This is a genomic window from Streptomyces sp. NPDC004111, from assembly GCF_042874215.1.
Taxonomy (GTDB): Bacteria; Actinomycetota; Actinomycetes; order Streptomycetales; family Streptomycetaceae; genus Streptomyces.
On the sequence record NZ_JBIAMU010000030.1, the window covers coordinates 97502 to 109422 of the forward strand.

Annotated in this window: 12 protein-coding genes; 3 read left to right on the plus strand and 9 right to left on the minus strand. The window is 68.6% G+C overall.

Going from position 1 to position 11921, the window contains the following annotated elements; genetic code table 11:
* Window positions 1–63: 63 nt before the first annotated feature.
* Both ACFYVL_RS40540 and ACFYVL_RS40545 read right to left on the minus strand, forming a co-directional pair.
* Complete coding sequence (locus ACFYVL_RS40540; RefSeq protein ID WP_389254358.1) at window positions 64–996, minus strand: alpha/beta hydrolase; 933 nt, start codon at window positions 994–996, stop codon at window positions 64–66.
* A gap of 208 nt (window positions 997–1204) precedes the next feature.
* The gene (locus ACFYVL_RS40545; protein WP_389254360.1) at window positions 1205–1840 is read right to left on the minus strand and encodes an NAD(P)H-binding protein; all 636 of its coding nucleotides are present in this window, start codon (window positions 1838–1840) and stop codon (window positions 1205–1207) included.
* 240 nt (window positions 1841–2080) lie between these two features.
* Here ACFYVL_RS40545 and ACFYVL_RS40550 point away from each other — a divergent pair, with 240 nt between their 5' ends.
* Window positions 2081–3004, plus strand: a complete 924-nt coding sequence (locus ACFYVL_RS40550; RefSeq protein WP_389254362.1) for a helix-turn-helix domain-containing protein — start codon at window positions 2081–2083, stop codon at window positions 3002–3004.
* 154 nt (window positions 3005–3158) lie between these two features.
* On the opposite strand, the gene ACFYVL_RS40555 is transcribed toward ACFYVL_RS40550, so the two are convergent.
* The 5 genes from ACFYVL_RS40555 to ACFYVL_RS40575 all read right to left on the minus strand — a co-directional run bounded on the left by ACFYVL_RS40555 (window position 3159) and on the right by ACFYVL_RS40575 (window position 7983).
* Window positions 3159–3887: an HNH endonuclease family protein gene (locus ACFYVL_RS40555; protein ID WP_389254387.1), complete on the minus strand. Its 729-nt coding sequence runs from the start codon at window positions 3885–3887 to the stop codon at window positions 3159–3161.
* A gap of 93 nt (window positions 3888–3980) precedes the next feature.
* Complete coding sequence (locus ACFYVL_RS40560; RefSeq protein ID WP_389254364.1) at window positions 3981–5324, minus strand: hypothetical protein; 1344 nt, start codon at window positions 5322–5324, stop codon at window positions 3981–3983.
* A gap of 632 nt (window positions 5325–5956) precedes the next feature.
* Window positions 5957–6292: a helix-turn-helix domain-containing protein gene (locus ACFYVL_RS40565; RefSeq protein ID WP_389254366.1), complete on the minus strand. Its 336-nt coding sequence runs from the start codon at window positions 6290–6292 to the stop codon at window positions 5957–5959.
* Window positions 6289–7329: a tyrosine-type recombinase/integrase gene (locus tag ACFYVL_RS40570; RefSeq protein ID WP_389254368.1), complete on the minus strand. Its 1041-nt coding sequence runs from the start codon at window positions 7327–7329 to the stop codon at window positions 6289–6291. The genes ACFYVL_RS40565 and ACFYVL_RS40570 overlap by 4 nt, the downstream gene beginning before the upstream one ends.
* 255 nt (window positions 7330–7584) lie before the next feature.
* Entirely contained in the window at window positions 7585–7983 is a 399-nt protein-coding gene (locus tag ACFYVL_RS40575; RefSeq protein WP_389254370.1) for a hypothetical protein, read from the minus strand.
* Window positions 7984–8450: 467 nt separating this feature from the next.
* On the opposite strand from ACFYVL_RS40575, the gene ACFYVL_RS40580 reads away from it, so the two are divergent.
* Together ACFYVL_RS40580 and ACFYVL_RS40585 are read left to right on the plus strand one after the other, a co-directional pair.
* A complete protein-coding gene (locus ACFYVL_RS40580; protein WP_389254372.1) occupies window positions 8451–9293 on the plus strand; it encodes a NucA/NucB deoxyribonuclease domain-containing protein in 843 nt (280 codons plus the stop codon).
* Window positions 9294–9371: 78 nt separating this feature from the next.
* Window positions 9372–9953 (plus strand): hypothetical protein, encoded by a 582-nt coding sequence (locus tag ACFYVL_RS40585; protein WP_389254374.1) that lies wholly within the window; start codon window positions 9372–9374, stop codon window positions 9951–9953.
* Between the two features lie 943 nt (window positions 9954–10896).
* Here the strand turns inward: ACFYVL_RS40585 and ACFYVL_RS40590 are convergent.
* Both ACFYVL_RS40590 and ACFYVL_RS40595 read right to left on the minus strand, forming a co-directional pair.
* Entirely contained in the window at window positions 10897–11328 is a 432-nt protein-coding gene (locus tag ACFYVL_RS40590) for an SUKH-3 domain-containing protein (protein ID WP_389254376.1), read from the minus strand.
* 112 nt (window positions 11329–11440) lie between these two features.
* A partial coding sequence (locus ACFYVL_RS40595; protein WP_389254378.1) for an IS3 family transposase occupies window positions 11441–11921 on the minus strand: 481 nt, incomplete at its 5' end.

Consider the following 11921-nt stretch of genomic DNA (forward strand, 5'->3'; position numbering starts at 1 on the left):
CGCCCTCTCGTCCGGTGGGGGCTGAGTGCGCGGTGGCCGGCCGGGGCCGGTGTCCGGGGTTGCTCAGAGGTGCTTGTTGAAGAAGGGGATGAGGGCGTCGAGGGCGGGCTGGACGGCCTCGGGCTTGTCGTAGAGGTCGTAGTGCGAGACGTCGGGGATGATGAGGAGTTCCTTGTCCTTCGAGGCGGCGAGGTCGAAGACGGTGTGCGCGTCGCGGTAGGCGCCGAACTCGCCCGGCTTGTTGCCGGCGATGAGCAGCAGGGGCTGGGTGAGTAGCTTGTCCGCGAGGTGGTAGGCGTCGAAGCCGACCGTGGGGGCGAGGGAGGAGAACAGCCACAGGTTGGTGCCGTGGGGGTGTGCACCCCGGGGGGTCTTGTAGTACTCGGTGGCCTCCGCGACGTCGATGTGCATCGGGGGCACGAGGCCGAGTTCCTTGGCCTTCTCGACCGACGGGGGCAGGGAGCTGTCGCGGCGCTCTTCGCCTCCGCGGGCCTCGGCGGTGCGCTGCTTCGCGATGGCTTCCAGGGTGGTGATGGCGGCGTCGGGGGACATGTCGCCCTGGCGCAGCAGGCGGCCGAGGTTGACTCCGGTGACGGTCGCGACGGCCTTGAAGCGGCGTTCGGTCATCGCCGCGGACCAGGTGTAGCCGCCACCGGCGCACATGCCGAAGACGCCGATGCGGTCCTCGTCGACGTAGTCGAGGGTGACGAGGTAATCGGCGGCGCAGCGAAAGTCCTCCACGCGCCAGGTGGCGTCTTCGAGCTGGCGGGGCTCGCCACTGCTGCCGGCCTGGAACCCGGCGTCGAAGGCGAGGACGACGAAGCCTGCTTCGGCGAACGCCTTGCCGTAGACGGATCCGGAGGTCTGTTCCTTGCAGCTGCCGACGGGGTGGGCGCTGACGATGGCCGGGTACTTGCGCGCCGGGTCGAAACCGGGCGGGAAGTGGATGTCGGCGGCGACGTCGATGTGCTTGTTCTTGAAGGTCACGGTTTCCACGGCTGACGCCTCCTGATAGAGGGATCCGGTCGCGCGGCGCCTGGGCAGCCGCGCCGTTTATCGAATGTTTTGCGGTAATTTCACCGTTCCACATCGGCCGGCCGGCGTGCAGGGTAGGGATCCTTACCCCCATCCGCTGCCCCATACAGGGAGGGGCCGGGCCCCACGGCCGGCGCTGTGCGGCCTGGCGCGGTGGCGGGCGGGCGGTTCAGTCGAAGACGGGACGGTCGCCGTCGGTACCGGGCTTGTTCACGCCCAGGTCGCAGCGCACCCAGCGGGCCGGATCCTTGATGATCTCGACGGCGAGGGCGGCCACAGACTTCCGCGAAACGGTCGTGCCACGGAACGGCTCGTCACGCTGCGTGACCTCGTAGTCGATCTCGTCCTTGTCGGAGAGCCAGGCCGGCCGCAGGATCGTGTAGTCCAGCGCGGAGGCGGTGATCACATCGGCCGCCGACCGGTAGGTGCTCAGCGTCCCGGCGCCGATCGTCTGCGTGTTCCAGCGGCCGAAGGCACCGGGCACCTCGTCGTAGATCCCCAGGGCCGTGACGAACACCAGGCGGCGCACGCCGGCACCGTTCATCGCCGCGACGATGTGCCGTGCCAGTTCGTCGAGGTTTCCGGCGAGGTTCGCGTAGACGACGTCCTGCCCCTGCACCGCCGGGCCGAGCACGTCCGGATCCAGCACGTCACCCTCGATCACGCGGGCACCCGCCGGCACATCCGCCAGCCCCGTCCGCTCACGTGCCAGCAGAGTGAGTTCCGCCTTCTCGTGCCCGAGCATGTCCACGGCCCACCGGGCGATCCGCCCGCCGGCACCGAGGACGAGGACCTTGGCCGTCATGACCACACGCTCCCTTTCCCAGATGGACGCCCCCTGCCATCAGACGATGGCAGGAAGTGCGGCGCGTGCGCAGGGTAGGGATCTCTACCCCTGTCCTGAACTGCCCGTTTGTGCGGTCGGCCGTAAAATGGGCCCCAGAAGACACGGCCGGGCGGGCGGCTCGGAAGCCCGCACCGGGGTAGAAATCCCTACCCCTCTCACCCCGGAAGAGGAGACGGGATACGGCAGTACGGTGGCGCCATGGGTAAGGACGCGAATTACAGCGAGCTCGGCCAGTTCCTCAGGGCGCGACGCGCAGACCTGACACCTGCGGACGTCGGCCTGCCCACCGACGGGGCACACCGCCGCGTACCCGGACTGCGCCGTGAAGAAGTCGCCCAGCTCGCGTCGATCAGCGTTCAGTACTACACCCGGGTCGAGCAGGGCCGCATCCAGGCGTCCGTGCCCGTGCTGATCACCCTCGCCGAAGTCCTGCACCTCGACAACGACCAGCGCACCTACCTCCTCGAACTCGCCGGACGGGAGACCCCGCGCCGACGCCGGCCGAAAGCACAGGAAGTACGGCCCCAGACCCGCCGCCTACTGGACGCGCTCAGCGCACCCGCCATCATCCTGGGCCGCCGCATGGATATCCTGGCCTGGAACCCGCTCGCCGCGGCGCTCCTCACCGACTTCTCGCAGCTCACCGACAAGCAGCGCAACTACGCCCGCCTGGTCTTCTCCGACTCGGAGCTGAGACGGCGCTACATGGACTGGGAGAAGGTGGCGCCGGACTGCGTCGCGTTCCTGCGCATGGAATCGGCCCGCCACCCGGACGACCCCCAGCTGAGCGAACTGGTCGGCGAACTGGCCATCAAGGACCCGCACTTCCGCCAGTGGTGGGCGGCCCACAATGTCGCCGCCCAGACCACCGGCGTCAAAAGACTCCACCACCCCCTCGTCGGCGAACTCACCCTCGACTGGGAAACCCTCGCCTGCGCAACCGACCCCGACCACCAACTCGTCGTCTGGACCGCCGCCCCCCACACCACCAGCCACGAAAGCCTCGATTTCCTGGCCTCATGGGTCCACGCCCCAGCCGACCCCGACGACCCCGCCCACGGGCCCGCCACCGACGTCCCCTCAGACACCCACCCCGCGCATCGCGCCACACCCCCGTCCTGACCTACCGGAGCCACCGGTCCAGAGGAGCGCGGTCGCGCCGTCCACATGCGCTGTCACCACACGGCCACGGGGTGCCTCACGGGTATCCGTGTCCGTCGGCGAGCCCCGGTGCACCGCTCGACACTGGGGCCCCAGTACGTACGGCCGCCCTGACTCAGGGGGCAGCCTTGTAGACGACGGTTGTGACTGGGCAGTCTTCGGCGAGGCTGCGGAGTGCCTGGTGCTCGGCTTCGTCAATGGCCAGGTCCCAGCGCAGCTTGGTGCCGACCCAGGTGGCGGCGTAGGTGCAGTGGTAGGTGGCGTCCGTGGGCAGCCATTCGGCCGGGTCCTTGTCGGCCTTCGAACGGTTGGAGGCTGCGGTGACGGCGATCAGGGTGTCGGGGCTGTCCTGGTCGTTTGCGTACGCCTCACGCCGCGCCGCACTCCACGGCGCCTGCTCGGAGTCGTAGACCTCGGCGAGCGGGACGAAGTGGTCGACGTCGAGGCGGGCCGCGTCGGTGACCACGACGTTGTCGTACTTGCTGAGCCAGGACCCGCCCGTCAGCGCACAGCCAGCCGCGACCTGGGGCGCTTCGACGGCTTCGGCGAGGATGACCTCCTTGCGGGTGTTGCACCCGTCGGCCGCGTTGAGGCCCTTGTTCCAGTGCTTGTACAGGCGCCGGTCGTACCCCTCACGGTGCTCGGCGGCGACGGGGAGGCGGTCGATGGCATCGAACAGCGGCAGCACCTGCTCCAGCGCACCTGCGCCGGGGAGGCGCTCCGGGGCGCCGGTGGCCGGCTGCGGGAGGGTGGTGCTGCTGGCCGAGGCTGGCAGGGAGGCGGTAAGCAGGGGGAGGGCGGCGAGGAGCAGCGCGGGCAGCCCGCGGCGCATCATGGTGGTGATCACGACTGCGTTCTAGTCGTCTCGGCACCCGGCCCGGAAGGCACCTGCAGGACGTATCACCCGAGTGGGTGGCGGGCTTCACCGGAGAAACGATCACTGCACATGGGGTGTGCGTGTGATGCCGGGGGCTCGTCGGCGGGCCTGGAGGTAGGCGGTCCAGTCGCTTCCGGTCCGCCTGCGCCACGCCTGTGCGGTGATGATGTGCATGCCCAGGAGCGGTGCGAGGACGGCAGGCGGCATGTCCTGGGCGAGCTGGATCAACGCGGTTGCGCGCGAAGGCCGCACCGAGATGCCGTGGGCGGCCAGTGCGCGCGAGAGCGGGCCGGTGGAGCGGTGGCTACCCGGCCGGGCTCCGGGGAAGAGCCAGCTGCTGGAAGTCGCGGCCCAGCCGTGGTGGAGCTGTTGCTCAGCAAGGCGGCACAGCAGACGGTCCAGAGGGTCTGGGAGGCGGATAGGGGTGTCGTCCAGGCGCAGAGTGGTGCGGCCGTCGGTGGTGTCCAGGTGTGCGGTGGTGAGGGTGACGATGCGGCTGAGATGCTGTCCGAACAGCAGGAGCAGTGAGCCGGCCACGCGTACGTCCAAGGGCAGTTCTTCGTCGTGAAGGCACTGCTGGAGGAGGTCCCAGTGGGTGTCTTCGTCCAGGAGTTCGGGCTCGGCCTTGCTGCGGTGGGGCACTGTCAGCTCGGTGCAGTGTCCGCGGCGGGTGGCCCAGACGAGGAAGTCGCGCATCTCGTAGCGGGTGGTGGGCCCGCCTGCGAGCCACTGGTCGACCTGGTGCTGTGTGGCCTTGTCCAGACTCACGCCGAGGGTTGCGAGGTGCTGCAGGAAGTCGACGGCGGCGTTCATGCGGGTGGCTGCCCACGTGGTACGGCCGCGGGTGCTGGGGCTGCGGGCAGCCCGGCGCCGGGCACGGGGCAGGACTGACCAGCGGACGTAGGGGCGAAGCACTGGTGCGTACTGCGGGTGGCGCTGCAGTGCCCGGGCGAGGTGGCGTTCGATGCCGGCCAGGTGTTCATCGCGGTCGGGGAGGATGCCGTAGGCGACGAGGAGGCTGCGGAGGTAGTCCGTGCTCTGTGCACCGCCTCGTCCTGTGGAGACGGCGAGGGTGTCGAGGTCGGCGTGGGTCAGTGGCTGGCCGGAGGCTGCGATGTCGCGTAGGAGGCGGGCTGATTGCGAGTTCCGCAGCCAGGTGAGGACGGTCCGCGGGGACTCGGCGGTCAGCAGGGCCTGGTGCAGGGGGCCGAGTTGGGCCGCAGGCTCGGGCGGCAGGCCGCTGATGAAGGTGGTGAGGTGGTCTGCGACCGCGCAGCGATCGCAGAAGTCACCAATGTGAGGACTGCTGGCGGCAGCGCAAATGGGGCAGGCATAGGGGTCCGGGTACCCGGCGCAGGGGCCGCAGGTCCGCTGTCCGTCGGCGCGCGCGATCAGCACTTTCACCGTTGAGCAATCCGGGCAGGGGATTGGATGGCTGCGGGCGTGGCGGTAGCAGCGTTTGCAGACTGGTCCGATCGGCCAGCGGGCGCAGACCGGTGAGCTGGTCGTGCACAGGGCGCAGGGGACGGGTGGCTGCGGCTGGCAGGTGGAGCACACCCGCTGGTGGCTGGGCCGACCACAGCCGGTGCACGCGTGGGTCCCGGTGCGCTGCCGGTTGCGGCAGGGGGTGCAGAGATCTGCGATGGGCCGCGGGCGGATGCGTCCGCACTCCGAGCAGGGGCCGACGTTGGCATGGGCGGCGAGGGTTCCTTCGCATCCGAGGCATACCCGTCCTTCCTCCACCAGGCGGCGAAGGCGCCGTACGCGTCCGCAGCGGACACAGGCCGGAGCTCTGACCTCGCTCAGCCCCTTGTCGCGCAGGGCGGTGATGAGTCGCTGTACCGATGCGGGGGCCAGGGAAGAGCCGCTGACGAGCGCGTCAGGGTGCTCGCGCAGATGGGCCCGGGTACGGCCACGTGCGGACGGCGTCATCTCCCTCACGACCTGAAGTGCCTTGTCCGGGGAGAGACGGGGAAGGAACGCGGTCAGCATCCCGGCCAGCTCCACCCACGCCTGGGGAACGCCGTCAGGCATGGTCACAGGCCTTCCGGGCGACGCACGCGGGTACGGCGGGAGGGCGGCGCCACCGCAGAGGCCGCGCTTTCGCCGGACGCGGCCGGCTTGACGACCTGGACGCGCACTTCGACGACGTCGATCAAGTCGGCCGGGGTGCACTGCAGGATCCCGCACAGCGCGGCCAGGGTATCCATCGACAGGCGCTGCGGATCCTGGGTCACCAGCCGGTACACCTGCTCGCGGGACAGGTGAATGCCGTACTCGGCCAACTTCGGCACCAGGTCGGTGGTCTGGAACATGTCCCGGTCCGCCATCAGCCGGCGCAGGTTCCACCGGAACCCCATCTGCTTCCTCACCGCGTCCTCCTCCCCTCGCGCGTCTGTGCACGCTGTGCCCGCCGGTGCAACGAGTCCTCCAGCAGCCGGTTGCGGTACTCGTCCGACACCCACGTATACAGCGCCGTCGTGGCCGCATACCGGTGGCCGACCTGGTCCTGGACAAACCGTTCGGGGTAGCCGAACTCGATCAGGTGCGTGATGTAGGTGTGCCGCAGGCAGTGCAGTTCCAGGGCCTGCTCCAGCCCGGCCAGATCACGGACGAGAGCGAAGACCTCGTCGAGGCGCCGGGGGCTGATCCTGCCGCAGCGCTCGGTCACCCACAGCGCCGGATGCGCCCCCGCCCCGAACCCGGCCCGCACCTCGCTCGTCCACTCCTCCAGCAGCGGGACGATCCAGTCCATCTCCGGGACCGTGAGCACGGTCCGCCGCTTTGGCGGACTGCCCCGCGACGCCTTGCCGAACCGGACCTCCACGGCGCCGAAGCGGCCGTAGTCCTTCGCCCGCGGGTTGTGCCGCAGGTCGTGCAGGTCCAGCATCACCGCCTCCCGGCGCCGGGTGCCGTACGCGTACACGGACTTGAGCATGACCGCGTCCCGCCAAGCCGACAGCACCCCCTTACGGCCGCGGCGCCGAATGTCCTCGACCCGCTCGTCCGCCGCGTCGAACAGCGCCTGGAGCTCCTCATAGGTCAGGGCCCGCCGACCAGGGCGGCCCTCGTACTCAGCAACGTGGTCGACGGTATTCCAGTCGTGGCACACCTGCACCGGCGCCTGGCCGAACTCCTCCAGACAAGCGGCCGCCCACCCGTAGCGGGCGTCGGTCACGAACGAGCAGAACATCCGCAGATCGCTCTGCTGCCCCTGCACCGTCGAGTGCGCCAGCGGCGACTGGCCCGACAGCTGAGCGGAGAAGTACGCCTCGACGTCCTCTGCGGTCCACTGCCACGGATACGTCCCGTTGAACACGGCGAACCGGCGCACCAGACTCACACGGTCCGCGACCGTCTTCTTCCCCAACAGACGGCTCTGCTGCTGCCGCGCCCAACCCGCCAGCATCGCATCGAACATCGCTGGCGCCGGGTCCAGTGCCCGCACATTCCTTGGAACCACCAGGCGCACCGCACCCGGAGCATCGACCCCATCCACGCCCACTCCCGCCGTTGCATCCGATGCAACATCGTGGCGTCAGGTCGACGTCGCCCCAGTCCAAAGCCCATCACGCCACCCGAAAGAGTGGCCTCCCCACAACGCTCCACCAGGCCAGACCTCGCCCCACCGGAGAGCGGAATGATGCACCCGGCACAACACCGCCTACTTGGAGTCCCAGGCTTCAGCGAGCGGGACCAGGTGGTCGATGTCCAGGCCCTTGGCGTCATCCAGGTAGCTGTCGTCGTAGGCGGAGTACCACCGTCCCCCGGTGAGCTGGCACTTCGCGCCCTGCTCCGGGGCGAGAACGGCCTCCTCCAGGAGCACTTCAGCCCGGGTGGTGCACCCGTCGCGGTCCTCGTCCACCCAGTGGCGGAAAGCGGTGCGCACGTACCCGGTGCGGGACTCCTCCGCGACCGGCATCTCCGCCAACGCCTTCTCCAAGGGCAGCATCAGCACGTCCCCGCGCTCCCCCCACGCCCCCGCCCCTGGAGGTGCCGCCTGTGCGGCGGCGGCCGGGGCGAGCAGCCCGGTCACGAGTGCGGCCGCGGTGGCCATGGTCATCAGTGTGCTGCGTACGCGCATCGCGTCCCCGCCGTCCCTCGAAGATCACAAACTGTCGTGATCTTCGTAGCGGGATGCGGGGACCACAGGCAGGAGAACGGACGGGGCCTCACCCGGACGAACGGTAAGCGTGATGATCAGCCCGCCGCGCAAACAGCCGCACGAGGAACGGAACGCACTTCCCTGCCCGAAGGTGTCGGACTGAAGGGTGTTTCCGGTCTGGGGCGCGGAGCCGTTGAGAGTGAGCAGGAATGATGCCGATGCGATCCCACAGGCGGTGGGTCACCGTTGCCGGGCTGATGGGAGTCTGTGCCGTGCTGACGGCGGGGACCGGGGCGGGGAGTCCCCTCAACGGGCGGGCGGTGCAGCCGGCCGTGCTGAGTTCGGCTGCTCAACCGGTGCGGCCGAGTGCCGATCAGACCGGTGCATCGGAGCTCGTGGCACAGTGCGAGGCGGGAAAGGCGCATGTGCGGCGGTTCGATCTGTGCGTGGTCAACCGGGTGACGGTCACGGCGTTCGACAACAAGAAGCCGGTCGGGAACGCGACGTTCACCATCGGACGGCACATGACCCTGCAGCCCAAGAGCCTCAAGTGGGCGGAGACGGTGTCGGTCTCCAAGGCAGTGATCGTGGGCAAGGCCGGCGGTGTAGCGGTCGCCCTGGCCGTGGCCCCGGCCAAAGGGGTGAAGGCGAGCAGCACGTTTCCCAAGGGCAGGAAGCTCGGCGCATCCGCGTTCTCCGGCAGGATCAACTACACCGCCGCGGTCACCAAGGGCAAGAAGCTCAGCAGCACGGTCACCTACCACTGGACTTTCACCAAGCCGGGATACAGCTTCAGCAAACTGAAGCTGTCCTCGTTCGCCTTCCGGTGCGACGACACGTTCTACTCCCGCCCCAATCCCGCACGCCGTACCCTCTCGCCGGGATGTGCGTGGACGCAGGCACCGGCCATCCTCGACATGTCCGGCCTCCGCGAGATCGCGGCCGGGATCCGGCAGGTCCAGGCCCGCGGCCAGCACTACGAACGGATCGGCTCGCCCCGCCCCCTGCACCGCCAGGACGACCCCGTCAAGCAGACCGACAACCGCAACGCGGTCTGCCCGCGCAATGCCGTCCCCCCGGCTCCCGGGCTCTCCTGCGACGAGTACCCCTTCGCGAGCACCAAGGAGGGCGGCCTGCGCCTCGCGAAAGAGGACCGCGGAACCCGCTGGGTTCCGGCAAGCGAGCAGAACCAGCAGGGCGGGAAACTCACCACCTTCTACAAGCAGTACCGCGTCCTGGTGAACGACCCCTTCTTCGTCCGCGCCTGACCACCCCGACACCCGGCCGCACCCCGGCGGCCGGGACAGGTCTTCTCCGTTCCGTCCATTCCCAGGAGCGCCGCCGCGATGGCATCCACGGAAGTCACCCTCAGCGTCGAGTACGGACAGTTCCTCATCCTCGACACCAACGCCACCCCCGACGCGGACGACCCGGTCAACGGGGCCTTCGCCAACGGGCTGGCCGGGGTGGGCGCCGGCGGACGCTGCGCGACAGTGCTGACCGGCACCGGCTTCGGCACCGTCCCCGCCACCCTGGAAACTGCCGGCACCGCCCCTGCCCCGCCCGCCTCCGGCTGGCAGGACATCGTCGAGCTCAGCATGTTCCTGCCCGACTGGGGACCGATACTGCTGTCACCGGACACCGGCGAAGGATGCGAGTTCCCGCTCGTCGACCACAGCGCCCCGCCTCCCGCCCTGGACACACTGAACGGCGAGGAATGGGAAGCAGCCAACGCCTCACACTGCCACTGGTGGAGACTGCGCATCCACGCCCAAGGACGCGACACCGCCCACGCCTCCGAGCCGCACGAGCGGTACCTGATCCAGGCATGGCCCGCACCGCCCACACCGCTTGCAGCCCTCAAACTCACCGATGCCCACGGCACCCGCCTCCGTGGCAAGAACGCACAGGCCCCCGCCGACGATTGACGGCACCTCTGGCGCCCCTCCCCCGCAGGGACAACGGCCGCCAGCCACTGCTGCGCAACCGGGACACCCATCGGCCGCACGGGCGTGTTCCCGCAACCGCACGCTCGGCGACAACTCCGCGACGCCCCGACCGTGTTCTCCACCTACAACGACGTTCTGGTCACCGCCCACTCGTCCGCGTTCCGCGCACCGCGAGCGAACGGCACCTCCGCCAAGTGCGTCGTAGGCCGTGCCCCGCACCCGTCGGTCAGGCGGTGCTCTCCAAGTCACTGATCTGCTGGGCGGACCCTCCGAAGGTCTCGGGCGACGGCGACCATCGCGCATGCCGAACGGAACACGCCCACGCTGGCGGGGCAGACAACCATTCCGTCACATCGCTTCCGTCACCGGTTCCCCGTGTCTTGAAGGCCATCGGCCCCGACCCGTTCTCCGGGTTCCACGACCGTTCACGCGATGCTGTCAGCAGCGGGAGGAGGTGGGCAGGTTGGCGTACTCGATGCCCTTGAAGTAGACCGTGCTGGCGGACCCGTCAGCGAAGGCGATCCAGATGTTGTTGGTGTAGTCGTTGTCCGTGATGGTCGGGAGATACCTGCGGGAAAGAGTCCCGCTCCCAGGGCCAGGCTATGCCGCCCATTTCGTGGGACAACTACGGACAGGTTGTTCATTATCTGCTGGAGATCCCGCTGCTGCGGTTGCTCAGAAGACCTTCGGGTAAAGGCGAGCAGTTGCAGGAACGCAGGTGGGTTTATCCAGGGCGGTTCATGGTGGCCCTCTTCCGTCGTCCGCTCATCTGAGTAGACGCCCCTGGCGGTGACCGCTGCCATCCCACCCACGGCCACAGCGGCTCCTGCGGCTACGACTGCACGTCGACTCTTCGACATCAGGGCCTCGCCTTCGGTCTCGCGCAACTCAGTGCCTCATAGCTCCCTGTTCTCATTCTCAGTCAGTAGATATTCTCTGCCTCAAATCCCAGAATAAGGTCCTCCATCGCCTCGGGCATGGGGCGGAAACGGGCAAGCCAGTCTGAAACGATGTACAGCCTGGAGGACTCGTCAATGCCGAGAGGATAACGCTCCTCTATCTGCCCAACCGGATACAGCAGGACATCAGCCTCCTCACTCCATTCCGGAAAACGATCCTCGTCACCGTCGACCAATAGTGGATTGAGCTCGAAGGGGACACGCGCAGCTGTCACACCTGGCCCCCGGACCGGCACCCGAAGCCCACCGAACTCTGACAGGAAGCTCTGTGCAGCAGGATGCATGTGTATCCCACGGTTCGCGTAGAAATCTCGCCATCCGCCAATCTGGACACGGCGTCCTTCCCTCCAGCCGGATCGCTTGAGGACCTTTTCTACGTCGCTGGGAAACTCCATCGACCATCACCTTTTCCCCCTCCTCACCATGTGAGGAGCTGCAGATCTCGCCACCTTAGTGGAAGCCTGTCCGACTGGACCGCGGGCCTTGACCCCGAATCCTGAACACGGGTTATGCGGCTGGTGCCAGCGTAGTTGGTGTGCGGTGGAGGGCGTTCTCGAAGGCGATCGGTGATCGTTGTCCGAGGCGGGAGTGTCGGCGTCGGGTGTTGTAGCGGTGGAGCCAGCGGAAGGCGTCGAGTCGGGCCTCGCGCTCGGTCGGCCAGCTCTTTCGTCCTTGCAGGGTCTCGCGTTTGAAGGTCGCGTTGAAGGACTCGGCGAGTGCGTTGTCCGCGCTGGACCCGACCGCGCTCATGCTCCGCCGAACCCCTGCTGACCTGCAGGCTTCGGCGAAAATCCTGCTCGTGTACTGAGCTCCGTGGTCGGTGTGCATGATCGATCCGGCGAGACTGCCGCGGGTGCGGACCGCCGCGGCCAGGGCGTCGGTGACGAGGTCCCCGCGCATGTGGTCGGCGATCGCCCAGCCGGCCAGACGGCGCGAGGCGAGATCGATGACGGTCGCCAGGTAACAGAACTTCCCGCCGTCGATGGGC

What these genes read in the sequence shown, in the direction of transcription:
- ACFYVL_RS40575 (WP_389254370.1), bottom strand. Translation starts at nt 7,983, where the DNA reads ATGACCATGGCCACCGCGGCCGCACTCGTGACCGGGCTGCTCGCCCCG.
- ACFYVL_RS40550 (WP_389254362.1), top strand. Translation starts at nt 2,081, where the DNA reads ATGGGTAAGGACGCGAATTACAGCGAGCTCGGCCAGTTCCTCAGGGCG.
- ACFYVL_RS40545 (WP_389254360.1), bottom strand. Translation starts at nt 1,840, where the DNA reads ATGACGGCCAAGGTCCTCGTCCTCGGTGCCGGCGGGCGGATCGCCCGG.
- ACFYVL_RS40585 (WP_389254374.1), top strand. Translation starts at nt 9,372, where the DNA reads ATGGCATCCACGGAAGTCACCCTCAGCGTCGAGTACGGACAGTTCCTC.
- ACFYVL_RS40570 (WP_389254368.1), bottom strand. Translation starts at nt 7,329, where the DNA reads ATGCTGGCGGGTTGGGCGCGGCAGCAGCAGAGCCGTCTGTTGGGGAAG.
- ACFYVL_RS40590 (WP_389254376.1), bottom strand. Translation starts at nt 11,328, where the DNA reads ATGGAGTTTCCCAGCGACGTAGAAAAGGTCCTCAAGCGATCCGGCTGG.